Source organism: Paenibacillus sp. LS1 (assembly GCF_026013365.1).
In the GTDB taxonomy this organism is placed as follows: Bacteria; Bacillota; Bacilli; order Paenibacillales; family Paenibacillaceae; genus Paenibacillus.
On record NZ_JAPDOE010000001.1, the window covers coordinates 459,744 to 477,346 of the forward strand.

Consider the following 17,603-nt stretch of genomic DNA (forward strand, 5'->3'; position numbering starts at 1 on the left):
TTCATTTGAATGAATATTGATCAATTAGACCTTTTTGTCCGTCCTGACTTCACACGTCCATTTTTTCTCGTATAATAACAAAAAAGATATAAGGGGGAACTCAAATGCTTACAGTTGGATACATTGGCAATGGCAAGAGCACAAATCGATATCATCTTCCTTTCGCGTTGAACCACGATCATGTGATGGTAAAAACAATATATGCCCGTAACCTGGATAAAACGGAATGGGATCGAGTACCGGATGTAAAATACACGAGTGATCTTGATGTCTTGATGAATGACGATGAGATTCAGCTGGTTGTTGTATGTACGCATCCAGAATCACACTTTGATTATGCCAAGACAGCACTGGATCACGGTAAAAATGTGCTTGTTGAGAAACCCTTCATGTTGGACAAGAAGCAAGCTGAAGACATTTTCCAGTACGCCAAGGAGAGAAATCTAATTGTCGAATGTTTTCAAAACAGACGTTATGATTCGAACTTCCTGACCACACAAAAGGTAATTGAATCCGGAAAGCTTGGAGAGTTACTGGAAGTAGAAATGCATTATGATTACTACCGTCCTGAAATCCCAAACAACACCAACCATTTTTCCAAATACAACAGTTATCTGTACGGACATGCCAGCCACACGCTTGATCAAGCCATATCCTATTATGGTAAGCCGGAACGAGTTCATTATGATGTCCGTCAGTTGCTGGGCGAAGGCAGAATGAATGATTACTTTGACCTCGATCTGTATTATGGAACGTTAAAAGTATCTATTAAATCGAGTTTCTTCCGTTTAAAACCTCGGCCATGTGCGATCGTTTATGGTAAAAAAGGGGTGTTTGTCAAAGAAACGGAAGATCGTCAGGAAGAGCATCTAAAGTTATTCCACTTGCCTAAGGGTCATCCTGACTTCGGAATCGACCTGCCACAACATTATGGGACCTTAACGTACATGGATGATGAGGGTGTGTACCATGAGGAGAAAGTCGTTTCCGAAAAAGGAGATTATACCCGTGTGTATGACGCTCTCTATCAAGCCATCATCCATGGCAAGGAGAAAGTCGTCAAAGACGAAGAAACGTTAGCTGTTATGGAAATCCTTGAAAAAGGGATTGAAGCCTGCCGCTAAGATAGGCTGGACCTACCCAAGGAGATTATATACTCCCTACGGATCTCAATATGTCCGTGGGGGGAACACTTTTAACAAAGAAAAGAAAGCGCTTGCTATAAAGTTTAACAGATGTATGATCGCCAAGAAATGACTGCTCCCACCTAAAACACAACATTTTGAGAGTCTTATACTTGATGAAGGGAGGCATTGGATGATCATCCAAAAAATCTTTAACAATAACGCCATTGTAGCTAAAGATGCGCTCCGGGAAGAGTTTGTAGTTATGGGTAAAGGCGTTGGATTCAAGAAAAGTGTAGGAGACACACTAGATGAAAACCTGATCGAAAAACTATTCATTCTGAAACCCAAAGAAACATCAGAAAAAGTGCATGTTGAAAAACGAGAAATATCTGAATACTGAATTAACAGATGAAGATCAATTATATCTCACGATTCACATCGAAAGAATCACACGAAAATCAATTGAATAAAATCTGGGATTGTTACTGGTCATGCAGGCGAGACTCATTGGACAAGGCGTTTTCCGCTTTGTTCCTATGGTCTTGCCTTTTTATTTATATCCAATGTTGGAAGGATGATCACTCATGAAGTATGAGGAATTGGCAAAAGACATTATTCATCATGTTGGTGGAAAAGAGAACGTAGAAAGCCTGGCGCATTGTGTAACTCGTCTGAGGTTCAAACTGAAAAATGAGGGTAAGGCAAACACCGATGTCCTGAAAAATATGGACGGCATCATCACCGTAATGCAAAGTGGAGGACAATATCAAGTCGTAATTGGCAACCATGTTCCTCAGGTTTATGCTGATGTTGTGGCTATAGGCGGACTTCAACTGGACTCCGAACAGTCATCTGGAGAGTCCACCAAAGAAAAAACGAACATTTTCAACACCTTTATCGATGTAGTTTCCGGCGTGTTCACCCCGGTGCTTGGCATCTTGGGAGCAACCGGAATGATCAAAGGGCTAACTGCTCTCCTCGTAGCTGTCGGATGGCTCAGTACAACATCAGGAACCCATCAAGTGCTGAGCGCGATAGGTGATTGCCTATTCTACTTCTTCCCGATCTTCCTGGGATATACGTCAGCGAAGAAGTTTAATGCTAACATTTTCATCGGAATGGCGATAGGTACTTGTCTGGTGTATCCAAGCTTCTCAAGTCTGACCTCAACAGGCCAACCGCTGTACACCATATTTGGTGGGTCTGTGATTGAATCGTCTGTGTATCTGTCCTTCTTGGGGATTCCGGTTATTCTGATGAATTATGCATCCAGTGTCATTCCAATTATCATTGCGACGTATGTTGCTTCAAAAGTTGAAAGGGTTTTCAAGCGAATTATTCCGAACGTTATCAGTAACTTCTTTGTTCCATTCTCTACATTGCTGGTGGTTGTGCCAGTGGCACTGATCGCAATCGGGCCGGCTGCGACTTGGGCAGGTCAATTGCTCGGGGCAGGAACGATGTTCCTCTATAACTTGAGTCCGGTAATCGCAACAACTTTGCTCAATGGATTCTGGCAGGTGTTTACTATTTTTGGCGTACAGTGGGGATTAGTACCGATTGCTTTCAACAATCTTGCCATACTGAAGTACGATCCAATGATCATTACCGCTTCCGTGCTTACTGTATTCTCACAAGTCGGTGTGGTACTGGCCATTTTAATTAAAACCAAAAACAAGAAATTGAAATCCTTGTCCATTCCTGCCATTATCTCGGGTATCTTCGGAGTGTCAGAGCCTGCAATTTACGGGATTACGTTACCACTCAAAAGACCGTTTATTATGGGATGTATTGCAGCAGCTGTCGGCGGTGGTATTACCGGCCTAATGGGAACCAAAGCATATATGGTTGGTGGTATGGGAATCGTTGCTTTTCCAAGCTTTATTGGACCAGAAGGAATAGACAGCGGATTCTATGGCATGATTCTTGGCTCTATTGTGAGCTTTGGTCTAGGATTCCTGCTGACGTTCTTCCGTGGATTTAAAGATCCTCAGCAAACGAACAGCAATCAAGATAGCGATGGAAAAGAAAGTGCTGGCAACGAGGTAGCAGTTAAGCATGACATCGTACAAAGTCCGATGAAAGGTAACATTATTGCTCTAAGCGATGTAAAGGATGAGGCATTCTCCAGCGGTGCGCTTGGTAAGGGGGTAGCCATTGAGCCCACTGAAGGCAAAGTATACTCACCTATCGACGGTGTGCTAACGAATGTGTTCCCATCCGGTCACGCCATTGGCATAACAAGTGCACACGGCATTGAAATTCTTATTCATGTCGGAAAGGACACGGTCAAGTTGAAAGGGAAACATTTCACACCCAAAGTGAAACAGGGAGAAGCCGTTAAACAAGGAGAACTTCTATTGGAATTCGACATGAATGAGATTAAAGAAGCTGGATTCAGTCTAATCACACCTGTTATTGTGACCAACTCGAGTGATTACCTGGATGTCATTGAAACGGAGAAAACAAGTGTCATGTATCATGATGATTTGCTTAAGGTCGTGAACTAATGAGCGTATTTAAAAACGGATTTATGTGGGGCGGTTCAGTTTCCAGCATGCAAGTGGAGGGAGCTTGGGATGAAGATGGCAAAGGTCTTACCGTGTACGATGCGAGTCAGATGAAAAGCAATGCCGAGACCGCTTCGGATTGGAAAGTAGCCATTGATTTTTATCACCGTTACAAAGAGGACATTGCTCTGTTGGCAGGCATGGGCTTTACAGCTTATCGATTTTCGCTCAGCTGGGCCCGCATTTTGCCGGACGGAGAGGGGATTGTGAACGAAGCGGGGTTGCAATTTTATGATCGTGTCATAGATGAGTTATTAAAATATAACATCGAACCCGTAGTTTGCTTGTACCACTTTGATATGCCGCTTACTCTGGCGAATAAATATGGAGGTTGGCAGTCACGGCAAATATTCGAGGCCTTCAAAGCCTACGCTCAAATCGTGATCAAGCGCTTCGGTACACGCGTGAAATATTATATTCCTTTTAACGAACAGAATGCAGCCGTGTCCATCCAGATGAAGAATCTGGAAGAGGTTATCCCGCAATCACACACGCAACATACGGTCGCAGCGGTGCAACATCATATGTTCATGGCTTCGGCAGCAGTACGAAACATCGCACGGGAGTATGCACCACACGCCATGGTAGGGGGCATGGTTAATTTTGCACCCTTTTACCCGGCGACCAGTAAACCGGAAGATGTACTAACCGCTCAGAAAGCGAATCGCAGATATAATTACCGGATGTTAGATGTATTTGCGAATGGAGAGTATCCGGCAGATCAACTGCATGAATGGCACTTGAATGAGGTAACACCGCCCTTTCAGGAGGGCGATCTCTCTTATTTGAAAGAGGGCAAGATGGACTTTCTGGCTCACAGTTACTATCAATCCTTAACGATTCAGAGTGGTATGGAAGTGACTATCGAATCCATTTGGGACTTTTTTCTTGGAGGGAAATCACTAAACAATGCATATTTGAAAACAAGCGAATGGGGCTGGGCTATTGATCCGGTTGGTCTGCGGCTTACGGTCAAAGAGATATATGACAACTATAAGTTACCGGTATTCACCATAGAGTGTGGAATTGGCGTCAAAGAAGAGCTGGATGAGAATGATACGGTGCTAGACGATTATCGCATAGCCTATTTTCGCGAACATATTGAGCAACTCAGACTAGCAGTTTCTCAGGACGGCGTAGATCTGATGGGCTTTCTCACATGGGGACCTATCGATATATTAAGCTCACAAGGTGAAATGAAGAAGCGTTACGGGTTTATTTATGTCGATCGCACCGAAACAGATCTGAGAGATTTGAAGCGTTACAAGAAGAAAAGTTACAACTGGTTTAGAGAGGTTATTTCCAGTAATGGAGAAGACCTGTAATGAATAAATGAATGAATGAACGAAATGATCATGTGGTTACGACCGTTCTCTGGAATACTTCCGGAAAACGGTCGTTTGTTTTGTTTAGATTCACTATTGCACAAATGAATGTTCCACCCAACGGCTTACTTTCTCAATAAATTGAGCTATTTCTTGCGGAGTTTCCTTCATTCCATGTTTAATCCAATTTTTAACGACTGCTGCACTGCCGCTTGAAATGAATGAATAGTATGATTCAAGCGTATTCACATTCATGTGAGGCATTTGTTCCTTCCATACTTCAATACTTCGATCATGCAAAATATAGATCACCCGTTCCAAATAATCTCCATTCCCGTGATCAGAGAACAGGATGGTACACAGGTCACTGTTATCAGCAATATGTTCGCAGATTTCAACGAATGAACTTTTAACATGTACATCATCCAGTATAGAACGTTCTATAAGCTCCTTAATAACCGCAAAAAATGATTCTTCAATGCTTGAAAGCAAATGAACTGGAGAATGATAGTGCATATAGAACGTATTACGATTAAGATTCGCTTGTCTGCATAAGTCAGTCACGGTAATTTTGTTAATTGGACGCTCTTTCATAAGTGCTAAGAGACTTTCTCTTAATACCATTTTGCTATATTGAATTCTGCGGTCTTCTTGCATTCCCCTTAATTACCCTCCTAATGATGCAAAATCATCGAGCTAACAGACACCATTCGTTGTTTCGTTCGTTAACTATCATTTGTTATCGAACTGCCTGTTGTTTATCGAACAGTGTGTACATATACTATAACCAGAGTAACAGATTATTAGCTTTTGGAGGAATAATTAATGAAAGTAACCTATGCAATGATAGATAAAGAATTACGTCTGAAAGGCAGGATTTTGAACATCTTAATGAGTTCATCAAGTGAAGACCGATTCTTAAAAGATATGCTCAAAAGAAAAAAACAAATTGAAAAACGAAAAGGGAAGCATCTGGAAGGGATGCACTGTCGGGAAGAATGGATTGAACGTAAAGACGGATCTAAACAGCGTATGCTTATCTATAGACCTCATCATATCCAAGAAAACCTTCCGGGTATCCTTTGGTTACATGGAGGAGGCTACGCACAGGGAATACCAGAACTGTTCGAAAACATGTACCAAAAGTTAATGGATACAAGTAATTGTGTTATTATCGCGCCGGATTATCGTTTATCTATTGAAGCACCGTATCCAGCAGCGTTAGAGGATAGCTATGACGCTCTTCTGTGGATGAAGCAACATGCTAAGGAGCTCGGAATTCGGAGCAATCAACTCATGGTAGGTGGGGAAAGTGCAGGAGGAGGGTTAACCGCAGCTCTTACTCTCTATGCGAGAGATCAGGGGGAAGTGAATATCGCATTTCAAATGCCGCTGTACCCCATGATCGATGACAGAATGATCACTGAATCAGCCCAAGATAATAATGCCCCCATATGGAACTCTGACATGAATGCATGGGCTTGGAAGCTGTACCTCGGAGAGAATTACGGAAAAGAGGTATCTCCTTATGCTTCAGCTGCAAGAGCTACCGATTATAGTAACCTTCCACCCACAGTCACTTTCGTCGGTGATGTGGAACCCTTCCGGGATGAAACGATCGAATACGTTAAGCAATTAAAAGAAGCCGGCATTCCCGTTGAATTCACGTTATATAAAGGCTGTTACCATGGATTTGATATCATTAATCCCAAAGCCGAGGTAAGCCAGGAAGCTACTTCATTCTTAATGAAATCTTACAAGTATGCAGTAGCGCATTATTTTGCCGAACAGCATCACACTTGAATAGAGGGATGTATGTCTGGAATGGAAATAAACCAAAAGAGCAATCTCCAATGAGGTTGCTCTTTTGGTCATGGTTTATTTTGCGTAACGGTGTATACGCAGTTTCTTCCGCCGGCTAAAATGTATTCTCCCCGTTCAATATGAACATTATCGCCTAGAACCGTTTTGAATAAATGTAATTCATTCTTGCATAGTCCGGTACATACCGCAGCCGCTTCACAGATGGGGCAATGCTTCTCAATGAGTAGGAGACTGCCATCATCCTGCTCCTTAACCTCAGCCATATAACCCTCATTGGTACGAATCTCAGCCAATTTCTCCAATCTCTCTCTAACTTCCGATGCATCGCCAAGATGCTGAAGATATTGTTCTTGCATATTTTTATTTCGCACATCCAGCAGCTTGTCCAGCCCTTCAATACCAAAAGCTTCTTTCATCGAATTGATGAGGCTAACGGATAAATCCGAATATCCACTTGGGAAAAAACGATTAGCCGCAGGAGTTAATATCCATAGCTTGGTAGGTCGACCCATGGGACGTGCCTCATCCACAGTTGTAACCAATCCTTCTTCTTTTAGAGCATTCAAATGTTGCCGAATAGCCATTCCGGATAACGAAAACTGAGTGGAGAGTGCCACAACATCCATTCCCCCGCGCTCCTTTAAGAGATCAATGATCGCTCTCCGGGTACTGGTCGAGGCATCCTTTTTGGTTTGATTTCCGCTCATGGTGCACCTCCTTTTGAAGCAATTGAATCTACATCACTCCCTACATTTTAAACAAAAATGTTGACAAAGTCAAAGTCGAACTGTAGCTTAGACATTATAAACAAAAATGTTTACTAAGTATCCGGATACGATGTATACATACCAATTTTCTTGGAGGTCACATTTCATGTCGTCTAATCATCAAAGTATTTTCAGCCCGCGTTTTTTTGCACTGTCCATAGGAATCATTTTGTCAGTGATGGCCGTTGGATTCGAAGGTCTATCCGTCACCACCATTGCTCCTTCGATTGCTGGAGACTTGAACGGCCTTAGCCTGTTCGGGTGGATATTCAGTACGTATCTGCTTGCGCAGATTATCGGGACGCTGGTCGTCGGTCGGATCATTGATAAAAGAGGACCTGCAGCACCGTTCACTTATGCACTTCTGTTGTTTATTGTAGGGCTGATCGCTGCCGCAACCGCAGGCGACATGTATACCATGATAGGATCACGGGCCCTGCAGGGTTTGGGTGCCGGAGCTATGATGACTTGTGTGTATACGGCTATATCCTTAAGTTACCCGGATGAGTTACGTGCCAAAATTCTTGGAGCATTCGGTACAGCCTATGTTCTTCCGTCCATGCTTGGTCCATATGTAGCCGGTCTTATCGCAGATCAGTGGTCCTGGCGCTTTGTTTTCTGGGGGATCTTACCCGTGCTGGTGGTTTCAGCATTGCTTAGTTTACCTGCCTTTAGGAAATTGAAAGTGCAGAAGACGGGAGGGGATACCGGATCTTCATCCACTTGGATGGCGCTACTCTTAACGTTAGGTACAGGGATTTTCCTGGTTGGTTTAAGTATGCTTCCGAGCATTATGGGATTTGTTTTAGTCGTAATTGGCCTAGTATTGATGTTATTTCCGCTCCGTAAATTGCTACCGAAGGGAACACTTACGTTGCGAAGAGGTATGCCAGCAATTCTGGCAACACGTGGGTTGTTCTTCGCTGCCTATACCAGCACACAGAATTTCCTGGTATTAGCTCTAATCGACGTGAAAGGAATTACACCTTCACAGGCCGGATTAATTGTCGCGAGTGCTGCATTAAGTTGGTGTATCATTGCGTATCTGCAAGGACGGTGGGATGCGGCAGATCAGGGCCGTGGACGTCATATGAGAATTATTCTCGGGGTAGGGCTGCTTGCCATAGGGATTGCCATCGTATTTTGGGTACCTGTTGTGACAGTTACCATTGCAGTCATTGGTCAGATCATTGCAGGAGTCGGTATTGGATTGGCGCATCCGATTAGCGGTGTTGTCGCATTTTCCCAAACGGGGGAGGAAGGCGTAGGCCAGACCTCTGCCAATCTGCAATTTGCAGATTCATTTACACCGGGGGTAGTGATCGGTATTGGTGGTTCCATCCTTGTAGTGTGTCAGGCTGGCGGTATGTCACTTCAATCCGGCTTAATTGTAGCCATGGGGTTCCATCTCTTGTTGATCGTCATGAGTATCATTGCCAGCACTCGGATCTCACCACGCAGATGAATATGAAAGTGGGTGTACAGACCATTGTTCACTGAAGATCCGAATAAACTATTTACAGCTTATCGCATCATCGGAACGAAATGGACCATCCATATTTTATGCACTCTTTCTCAAGGTCCGAAGAAATTCGGTGAAATTTGCGATAACATTCCTTCCATTTCCGAAATGATCCTCTCCAGACGTTTAAAGGGTCTTCAACATGATCATTTGGTCAAAAGAACAATACGGACACGCCCTACACAAATTATTTATGAACTTACGCCAAAAGGAGCTGCTCTTGCAGCATTCATACCTTGTCTAATGGACTGGGATACCAAATTTCAAAATGATACCACCGGGAGGAATAAAAATGATCATTGAGGTCAGTGATACAGCATCGGACAAAATCGTTGAGATCTTATCAAGTGCGGATATCCAAAATGCCTTCCTTAGAGTAGGCGTTGATGAAGGGGGATGCAGTGGTTTATCTTATACCCTTATCGTGGACGAACAGCAGTCAGAAGAAGACATTGTGTTAACTAAAAAGCAATTCAGAATATTGGTTCACACCAATAGTATTCCATATATTGATGGCCTTGAAATTGACTATGAAGAGAGCGGAATGTTAGGCGGATTCACCATGAATAATCCAAATGCCAAAGTTTCGTGTGGATGCGGGGCCAGTTTCAGAATGGCCAACTATCGTGGCGAAGTGAAAAAATGTGATTAAACGGAAGGATTGAGCACGATTCCACTTTTTAAACATATATCTTCACAAAGTAGAGAGAACTGCTTTGTGAACGATATCCGCAAACCGTGTACATTGCTATGGGTACGATCTTAAATAAAAACTTGGACTTCTATCAGCTTTGCTTTGAAGCATTAGGGGATCTACCCGTGAATGTTGTTCTATCTTCAGGAAAATACACAGACATGGAGGCACTGGCGGATCAGATTCCTCCTAATTTTATCGTCAAGCCCTACATCACACAGTTAGACATGCTGCAGCATACAGATGTTTTTATTACACATGCTGGAATGAACAGCACGAGTGAGGCTTTATATTACAACGTTCCGATGGTAATGATTCCGTTAACATCGGATCAGCCTCTTGTCGCCAATCGGGTACAGGAGTTGGGCGCGGGGATTACTTTAAATAAACATAACCTCAGTGCAACTGATTTGAGAGAGGCATTAACAGAAGTACTACACAATTCGCAATATAGACGGCAGGCTTATCTCATTGGTGAATCTTTAAGGCAGGCTAGCGGTTACAAGCGAGCTGCTGAAATGATCATGAATCGTATGGGTTCAGGAGGAGTACTTAATGAGTTTTGATAACGCAGCCAGCTTCATTTAGGCATTGAAAATAGACGATCCTGTTAATCCAGGGTCGTCTATTTTTTAACGTTGAATGATCTTCTGTGAACTTATAACCAAGCTGTACGAAATAGATAATGCCTCTGATCCATGATCAGTGAGTCTAGTTCGTCACCTCGGCCTTTTTAATTGGTAGTAAACGGTTTGTTGCGAATACGACCATTACAACCAGAAGAGCTGTTATCCCGATCAAAAGTTGGATATTGCCTAAAGGATACAAAAAACTCCCAATTAGTGGAGCAGTAGCCATACCAAGATAACGAACAAAGTTATAGACACCCATTGCCGTAGCACGCTCTTCAACAAATTCTGAGGACAAGAGGGTTGGCATCACAGGTGTTGCAAGTCCCATAACAAATCCAGTAAGCATCAGAGAGAGAAGCAAACCAATTAGAGAGTAATCTGCAGCAAAAATAAAAATCACAAGACTCACAATGGTCATTATACCGGCCCAGAAGAGTGTTCGAACTGAACCTATACGGGTTTGTAAACTTCCACTCATTTTACTTCCAACAAGATTGAATATCATGAGGGCGAGGGAGAAAAATCCAATGCTTGCAGCGCCTAAAGCATACTTCGTTTGTAATATTGTAGGTAAAAATACGATGAATGTGTAAAAGACATCATACATGATAAAACCACTCAAAAGAACTACAACGCCGGTTTTATTTCCTAGAATTTTTCCAAATGCTTTTAAACCTAGTCTTGTTCCTGTTGGTTTTATGTTGACCGGTTTTGTCTCAGGTAATATAAATATGGCTGCTATCAGGATGAGAAGAGCACTGACTGCTGCAAAACCAAACGTACCCGTGTAACCGAATTGACTACCGATAATGCCACCGATGAGCGGACCAACTGCTGGTGAAATTCCAAGGATCATCTGATATGTAGCCATACTTTCGGCACGCTCTTTACCCTCAAAAACATCTCCGATCATTGTAGCAGCTACTAATGGAACAGATGATGCGCCTATTCCTTGAATGACTCGAAAAATGAGTAACATTTCTATTGAACCTGAAAACATGCATCCTATAGTAGCAATTACGTAAATAATTATACCCGGGACTAGAATTTTCTTACGTCCATTACGATCAACAATGGGGCCAAGTATGATTTGCATGGTTGCCATGGCCACAGTGAATAAAGTAACCGTCAGATTTACTAAATGTAATGACGTATTTAGATCTTGTTGCAGATCAGGTAGCAAAGGAATGTACAGGCTTTGAGCAAGTGATACAATAGCGGCAGAAATTCCCAAGATGAAGAGCAATCGTCGTTTGTTCATAAAACACCTCCAAATTATATTGACTGACTGTCAGTCATATTGTATATTGAGCTTATAACATTGACTGACAGTTAGTCAAGTTGTACATTTAAACTAATATAAAGGAGTGACAAAGGAGATCTGACAATGACACGTGTAAGCAAGAATCCCCAGGAACGAAAAAATGAAATACTGACTGTGGCTATGGAATTATTCAACTCGAAGGGCTACGAAGATACATCCGTCAGTGAAATCGTAAGAAAAGTTGGTGTTTCACAAGGAACTTTCTACAATTATTTTCAATCCAAAGAAGATGTACTTCATGCTGCTTGTGAACGAACACTAGCATCTCGTTTGGAAGCAATACATCATTTAGTTGAAGATAGCGAGCTCAACGCGCGAGAAAAACTCATTCGTATTTTTATGGATGCAACCCCTGACGAACATGATGAGGATGTATTTGAATATCTTCATAAGGAAAGTAACAGTACTTTGCATCAAAAATGGATTGTTATCGAAATTAATGCATTGATTCCCTATATCAAAAAAATCGTTCAGCAGGGGGCAGAAGAGGGAGAGTTTCTTGCTCAACAACCTGAGCTTAAAGCGGAGTTTCTTTTGGTAGGTGCTGCATTTTGGCTTGATCGTGGTGTGTTTACCTGGAATGAACAAGAATATCTGGAGAGAAAAAATGCTTTGAACGGGATCATTGATCAGCTACTTGCTGTTAATAAGCAATGATTTGCATAGCTTAAACAGACTACGGGAAGAAGGAATACAAGAATGACTGCATTAACAAAAGATTTTAGTGAGGTTTTACATGGCCGTCGTACGATAAAGAAATACGATCCATATTTTAAAATTAGTCGGGAAGAAATTATTGAAATGCTCGAAGATGCTGCTTTGGCACCGTCAGCATTCAATTTACAGCCTTGGCGATTTGTTGTTATTGAAAGTGACCAAGGTAAGGAAGACCTGCTCGAAATTGCGCCTTTCAACTTTTCACAAATTAATACTTCGTCAGCGGTTATCGCCGTCTTTGGTGATCTGAATTTTGTTGACAGCGCAGAAGAGATTTACAAGGAAACCGCTGATCTTGGCTATATAACGCAGGAAATTAAAGATAAGATGCTGGCTATGGTTGTACCTATGTATAATCAATTTTCGACGGATAAGAAAAAAGAGTCTGTGTTGCTGGATGGCGGACTTGTCTCTATGCAGTTTATGCTTACGGCACATGCTCATGGTTATGCGACAAATCCAATGTCTGGCTTTAACAAAGAGAAGATTGCAGCAGTGTTGGGATTAGATCCAGAACGATATGTTCCAATACTGCTCATTTCAATCGGCAAGGCAGCTTCAGATGCGCGCCCGCCTGTTCGTCTTCCGATCAGCCAAATTACAGAGTGGAAATAACAGAATTTTCACTCGAAAAAATGCCTCGACTATAGTACCAATGAAAGTCGCTATTTTAGCGGCTTTTTTTGTTTTAATAGTCTCAAGACTTGACCTACAGTCAACTCTATGTCTTATACTTCGAATAGGCTTGAAAATTATATAAAGAATTGGAGATTTATTTAACATGACGAAGAGTACAAATTGGAGTGTTTTTGGACTGGCAATACTCCTTGGTTTATTTTCTACATTAGGTCCATTCACGATCGATATGTATTTACCGGCATTTCCGGAGATTGCACAAAATATGAATACAACAGCATCACTTGTACAATTTAGTCTTACTGCTTGTTTATTAGGACTAGGTGTAGGACAACTTGTTATGGGTCCTTTGAGTGACGCGTACGGTAGACGTAGACCATTGTTGATCTGTATGGCAGCTTATATTATTTGTTCCTTGGCATGTGCTTTTGCTCCGAATATCGGACTATTGATTTTGTTTCGTTTCACACAAGGATTTGCGGCTTCAGCTGGAATTGTCATTTCCCGTGCGATAGCTAGAGATCTGTACAGTGGACATGAACTCACCAAATTTTTCTCTTTGCTTTTACTTGTAGGGAATTTGGGGCCTTTGGCAGCACCGATTGCAGGAAGTGGGGTTCTTTCATTCACGACATGGATTGGCGTGTTTATCTGCCTTTCATTCCTGGGGATTTTCTTATTAATCATGACAAAGTGGAGTTTAAAAGAAACACACCCCGTAGAAAAACGTATGGTTCCCGACTTCAAACAACAATTGGGGAATTACAGAATGCTTCTGCGTGACCGTAAGTTTGTAGGCTACATGCTGGCACAGGGAATCATGACGGCAGGGGTCTTTGCTTATGTGGCCGGAACACCATTTATTTACCAAAATATATATGGCGTTACACCCACTGTATTTGCTATATTGTTTGCTTCAAACGGAATCAGCTTAATCATCGGATCTCAAATCGTGGGTCGATTGGCAAAACGCATACCTGAGCAGACCCTTCTATTATCTGGTCTATGGCTTGCTATAATAGCAAGTGTGGCTGCTTTGGTGGTAACTCTGGCTCATGGTCCACTTTTCGCTTTGGTCATTCCATTGTTCTTCTTTGTTTGCTCGATCGGCATTACGTCTACAGCGGCATTCCCGCTTGCTATGGAGAGTCAAGCCAAGATGGCCGGAAGTGCAGCAGCACTGCTCGGAGTCGTTCCTTTTCTTCTGGGTGCATTGGTCGCGCCTCTGGTCGGTATTGCAGGTGAGGACACTGCCGTCCCGTTAGGACTCACTTTATTAATGACCAGTATCATTGCAATTGTTACTTATTTCCTACTCGTTAAAAACGTCCCGCAACATACACCTAATCATGCCCAATCTAATGCTGACTTCTAAATAGAAGGAACAGCTGGACAAGCATTGGCGTGAGACATGAACATGATCCCATTAGAAGTCGCTAGCATAGCGGCTTTTTTTGGTTTAAGGGCAGAATAAGTTTAATCTCTCTTGTACAGCATTCTGGACTTCTTCCGGAATCTCCTTAACCTTGAGATCTTCACCTAGGAACAGCAACCAATTGGTGATTTCGGTTAATTCTTCTGAATTATGAACATTCATATATGTCTTTAGCACGGCTGTAGTTTGGTACGGATTCGTATAGGCAATTGTAAACTTCAGAGGATGGTATTTTTTGAATTGGGTAATCGCCTTTGGACCAAGTTCCAGCACAAGATTGATAACTTCTTCCTGTGTACTTAGTTGCTCTATAATCTTTTTAGGACTCAACCTTTTTTTCGTCGGGTATACTTCTACATGAGTGACGTTGTCGACAGATACGATACGTCTCTTTTCTTCCTCTAAGTCATAACCTTCAATGATCCAATGGCCTTTTTGATGATGAAGGTGCAAGAGCACCATGGGATAGGACTTTGTTTCCTTCTCTTCTTGGACAGTAACTAACAAATAATTCTCTAAGAGAAGAATTTGGATGAGTTTTTCCAAGGTAGGGTGGGGCAGGTCTGACAGATCAAGCAAGTCTGGATTATGGGGATTGGTGCCTTCAAAAAGCAATATTTGATTCAAATGTACCAGGTCATCTTGCTGATTTTCGGAGATAAGACCCAATAATTTTTCAGCTAAAGATTGACGACTCTTCAGATAAGGAAGCTGTTGATTTCTTGTTGCCATAAAGGCAATAAATAGCGCTTTGATTTCATTATCGGTAAACCGGACAGTGGGTAAGAGAGAATTGTTCATGACAAAATATCCGCCATCCCGACCAACTTCAGCGACAAGCGGCATTCCCATGGCTTCAATTTCTCTGATATCTCGAATAGCCGTTGAACGAGAAATGTTAAATTCTCGCATGATTTCAGAAATGGTAAAGTGGGCACGGTTATTGATATATCGCGTGATGATATTAATGCGTTCAACTTTTTTCATGGTGCCCCCCTAAACAGTATCAATTTTTGACATGATTTAAGGTTATTATAAACCCATCAAGTGAAAAGACAAATCAATTGATAAACTAAAGAGGACGGTGTAAACCATGAGTAATTATCATTTTGAAGAAAAAGAGAGCTTTATCGTGTTAGGTATTGGAACAGATCTTAAGAGCGACTATACAGACTATGTTGGCATCAGCAAGGAGAAGGCGGATTTTTGGTCCACGGTGAAAGAGGATGGAAGCCTGGACAAATTAAAGTCCCTAGCAACAAACGAGTACATTTTTGCTGTAAACGAAGCAGTGAATAACAAGATGATGCATTATGCTGGTGTCATGACAGAAGAAACTTTGCCAGAAGCAACGAGAGTCATCCAATTTCCTAGGGGAGAATACCTGGTTGTGAAGGGCGAAGCAGAGACAGCTGATGCGTTAAGCAATATGCTAACGGGCATTGCCTTTGGTCAAGCCCTACCGACAGAAAAGGATTATGCCTATGTTGGTGGACCAAATACAACGGTTGAAATGGGGGAGAGAAACGGTATCGTATATGGTGAAATGTGGATTCCTGTTGTAAGGAACTAACGAGAAGGGGAGACTGGAGAGTACGTCGTATATCGTTGATTGAAAGTCGCTAATTTGATGTATCCTCTGTTGGTAGGTAAGAGTGGCGTGCTCAGGAGTACGCCACTCTTACCTACACAACTTCTTTATAGTTTTCCCGCTGTAACCATCTGTCTTATCGTGGAAAGGGTTGTCTCTACCGCTTCTATATAACTCTTTTCCATCTTACTTGAGAACTCTTTCTCAGCTGCTTTATCTTGTTCTCCACTTCTTAGTTCGAAGGTAAAGGTAAATCTCACAGATAAGTTACCATGTTCATCTTCTTCGATTTCGTTTTTAATAAACCCTTTAGTTGGCCCACCTAGTGGTTCAAAGACGATCATCTGTTCAGGGAAAAAATTAACTCGTTCATGCATTTTCTCTCCGTACAGTACGACTTCACGCAGTAGAGATCTATCGTCCTGTTCTATTACTCTGCATTCAGTTATCGCACCTACAAAACGGGTTGCATCTTCTGCTTTCATAACAAGACCTGTCCATACTTGATTTCGATTCAAAAAGGGCTCATTATTCGTGCTATTGTTGACAGGGATACTACTCGATACAGTAAACATTGATATCACTCCTATTTTTTGATGAATTTATCGTTTTCTACCGCTAAATTGTCCGGCCAGCGTCATTGGAGCATCAAGTTTGACGAGGAAGAGCACAAGCGAAGCATCTTTATGAATAAGCATTGTAGACATTTCGGAAGGCGAGTACGTTACCGCGTCCCCTTTATTTATGGCAATGTCCTTAATTGAAATGCTTCCATCCATTACATATAGCCAAGGCTCCATGCCCTCTATGATAGGAGGCTGCAACATAGTCCCCGCTTTAGCATGAGCATCATAAACCGCTACTTGTTGTCGAAGCTCCAGCGGAGCCTTCATTTCTTTCGGTCCTGCAAGTAACGTCCATTCTCCGTTAGCAGGGATGACAGATCGCTCATAGAATTGAACGTTTGAAGGAAGATCAGTCTCTTCCGGTCGAATAAAGATTTGTAGCATTTCAACACTACTATCTGGAGTGGATTCCTCATGATGTATACTTTTCCCAGCATTCATCATCATTAGATGGTTGGGAGATACTTCAATTCGATGTCCTGTTGAATCTTCATGAAGCATTTTTCCTTTCCACATATAACTAAAAATCTCATCATTACTATGTTCATGCATTCTTACAAGCGTTCCAGGTCCAAGAGTTGCGTGATCAATCCTGCTTAAAGGGCCAAAAGCATAATCTTCCAATGAAGGATCTCCCCATATTAATCCCGGACGCAACAAAGTAATTTGAAATTTCCCTTGGTCGATTCGATGTGCTTGATCAGCTTTGAATATTTGCATTTAAACTCCTCCTTGATTGTGTAAAACAATTCCATAGATGCTATCTGTGTATAGAAAAGGGTACTTAGCTCGCCACAGTTCATATTGAGCGTC

The 17,603-nt window shown here is 42.1% G+C and carries 19 protein-coding genes; 13 read left to right on the forward strand and 6 right to left on the reverse strand.

What is annotated here, in order from left to right; translation table 11 throughout:
* The first annotated feature begins 104 nt into the window (after positions 1 to 104).
* From OM416_RS01900 to OM416_RS01915, 4 genes are all read left to right on the forward strand, one after another.
* Complete coding sequence (locus tag OM416_RS01900; RefSeq protein ID WP_264926469.1) at positions 105 to 1,124, forward strand: Gfo/Idh/MocA family oxidoreductase; 1,020 nt, start codon at positions 105 to 107, stop codon at positions 1,122 to 1,124.
* 193 nt (positions 1,125 to 1,317) lie between these two features.
* Positions 1,318 to 1,527 carry a CAT RNA binding domain-containing protein gene (locus tag OM416_RS01905; protein ID WP_264926470.1) on the forward strand — a complete coding sequence of 70 codons (210 nt, stop codon included), beginning with the start codon at positions 1,318 to 1,320 and terminating at the stop codon, positions 1,525 to 1,527.
* A gap of 184 nt (positions 1,528 to 1,711) precedes the next feature.
* Entirely contained in the window at positions 1,712 to 3,637 is a 1,926-nt protein-coding gene (locus OM416_RS01910; protein WP_264926472.1) for a beta-glucoside-specific PTS transporter subunit IIABC, read from the forward strand.
* Positions 3,637 to 5,022, forward strand: coding sequence for a glycoside hydrolase family 1 protein (locus OM416_RS01915; RefSeq protein WP_264926474.1), 1,386 nt, complete (start codon positions 3,637 to 3,639; stop codon positions 5,020 to 5,022). Before OM416_RS01910 ends, OM416_RS01915 begins: the two co-directional genes overlap by 1 nt.
* A 93-nt stretch (positions 5,023 to 5,115) precedes the next feature.
* On the opposite strand, the gene OM416_RS01920 is transcribed toward OM416_RS01915, so the two are convergent.
* Complete coding sequence (locus tag OM416_RS01920; RefSeq protein ID WP_264926476.1) at positions 5,116 to 5,679, reverse strand: TetR-like C-terminal domain-containing protein; 564 nt, start codon at positions 5,677 to 5,679, stop codon at positions 5,116 to 5,118.
* 168 nt (positions 5,680 to 5,847) lie between these two features.
* On the opposite strand from OM416_RS01920, the gene OM416_RS01925 reads away from it, so the two are divergent.
* Complete coding sequence (locus tag OM416_RS01925; protein WP_264926477.1) at positions 5,848 to 6,825, forward strand: alpha/beta hydrolase; 978 nt, start codon at positions 5,848 to 5,850, stop codon at positions 6,823 to 6,825.
* 68 nt (positions 6,826 to 6,893) lie between these two features.
* Here the strand turns inward: OM416_RS01925 and OM416_RS01930 are convergent, their stop codons facing one another.
* Positions 6,894 to 7,553, reverse strand: a complete 660-nt coding sequence (locus OM416_RS01930; RefSeq protein ID WP_264926480.1) for a helix-turn-helix transcriptional regulator — start codon at positions 7,551 to 7,553, stop codon at positions 6,894 to 6,896.
* Positions 7,554 to 7,719: 166 nt separating this feature from the next.
* Here OM416_RS01930 and OM416_RS01935 point away from each other — a divergent pair, with 166 nt between their 5' ends.
* The 4 genes from OM416_RS01935 to OM416_RS01950 all read left to right on the forward strand — a co-directional run bounded on the left by OM416_RS01935 (position 7,720) and on the right by OM416_RS01950 (position 10,395).
* Entirely contained in the window at positions 7,720 to 9,078 is a 1,359-nt protein-coding gene (locus OM416_RS01935) for an MFS transporter (protein ID WP_264926482.1), read from the forward strand.
* A 24-nt stretch (positions 9,079 to 9,102) separates the two neighbouring features.
* Positions 9,103 to 9,438 carry a winged helix-turn-helix transcriptional regulator gene (locus tag OM416_RS01940; protein ID WP_264926484.1) on the forward strand — a complete coding sequence of 112 codons (336 nt, stop codon included), beginning with the start codon at positions 9,103 to 9,105 and terminating at the stop codon, positions 9,436 to 9,438.
* Positions 9,428 to 9,787 carry a HesB/IscA family protein gene (locus OM416_RS01945; protein ID WP_264926487.1) on the forward strand — a complete coding sequence of 120 codons (360 nt, stop codon included), beginning with the start codon at positions 9,428 to 9,430 and terminating at the stop codon, positions 9,785 to 9,787. The genes OM416_RS01940 and OM416_RS01945 overlap by 11 nt, the downstream gene beginning before the upstream one ends.
* A 98-nt stretch (positions 9,788 to 9,885) precedes the next feature.
* Positions 9,886 to 10,395 carry a nucleotide disphospho-sugar-binding domain-containing protein gene (locus tag OM416_RS01950; protein WP_319951884.1) on the forward strand — a complete coding sequence of 170 codons (510 nt, stop codon included), beginning with the start codon at positions 9,886 to 9,888 and terminating at the stop codon, positions 10,393 to 10,395.
* A gap of 145 nt (positions 10,396 to 10,540) precedes the next feature.
* Here OM416_RS01950 and OM416_RS01955 read toward each other — a convergent pair whose 3' ends face one another.
* On the reverse strand, positions 10,541 to 11,722 hold the full coding sequence (locus OM416_RS01955) for an MFS transporter (protein WP_264926489.1): 1,182 nt from the start codon (positions 11,720 to 11,722) through the stop codon (positions 10,541 to 10,543).
* A 126-nt stretch (positions 11,723 to 11,848) separates the two neighbouring features.
* On the opposite strand from OM416_RS01955, the gene OM416_RS01960 reads away from it, so the two are divergent.
* From OM416_RS01960 to OM416_RS01970, 3 genes are all read left to right on the forward strand, one after another.
* Positions 11,849 to 12,442: a TetR/AcrR family transcriptional regulator gene (locus OM416_RS01960; protein WP_264926491.1), complete on the forward strand. Its 594-nt coding sequence runs from the start codon at positions 11,849 to 11,851 to the stop codon at positions 12,440 to 12,442.
* Between the two features lie 42 nt (positions 12,443 to 12,484).
* Entirely contained in the window at positions 12,485 to 13,117 is a 633-nt protein-coding gene (locus tag OM416_RS01965; RefSeq protein ID WP_264926493.1) for a nitroreductase family protein, read from the forward strand.
* Between the two features lie 166 nt (positions 13,118 to 13,283).
* On the forward strand, positions 13,284 to 14,513 hold the full coding sequence (locus OM416_RS01970) for a multidrug effflux MFS transporter (protein WP_264926495.1): 1,230 nt from the start codon (positions 13,284 to 13,286) through the stop codon (positions 14,511 to 14,513).
* A gap of 84 nt (positions 14,514 to 14,597) precedes the next feature.
* Here the strand turns inward: OM416_RS01970 and OM416_RS01975 are convergent, their stop codons facing one another.
* Positions 14,598 to 15,560 carry a helix-turn-helix transcriptional regulator gene (locus OM416_RS01975; protein WP_264926497.1) on the reverse strand — a complete coding sequence of 321 codons (963 nt, stop codon included), beginning with the start codon at positions 15,558 to 15,560 and terminating at the stop codon, positions 14,598 to 14,600.
* Positions 15,561 to 15,666: 106 nt separating this feature from the next.
* Between OM416_RS01975 and OM416_RS01980 the strand changes: the two genes are divergently transcribed.
* Positions 15,667 to 16,146 carry a GyrI-like domain-containing protein gene (locus tag OM416_RS01980; RefSeq protein WP_264926499.1) on the forward strand — a complete coding sequence of 160 codons (480 nt, stop codon included), beginning with the start codon at positions 15,667 to 15,669 and terminating at the stop codon, positions 16,144 to 16,146.
* A 125-nt stretch (positions 16,147 to 16,271) separates the two neighbouring features.
* Here the strand turns inward: OM416_RS01980 and OM416_RS01985 are convergent, their stop codons facing one another.
* Positions 16,272 to 16,739 (reverse strand): SRPBCC family protein, encoded by a 468-nt coding sequence (locus OM416_RS01985; protein ID WP_145148031.1) that lies wholly within the window; start codon positions 16,737 to 16,739, stop codon positions 16,272 to 16,274.
* 27 nt (positions 16,740 to 16,766) lie between these two features.
* Positions 16,767 to 17,510: a pirin family protein gene (locus tag OM416_RS01990; RefSeq protein WP_264926502.1), complete on the reverse strand. Its 744-nt coding sequence runs from the start codon at positions 17,508 to 17,510 to the stop codon at positions 16,767 to 16,769.
* Positions 17,511 to 17,603: the final 93 nt, after the last annotated feature.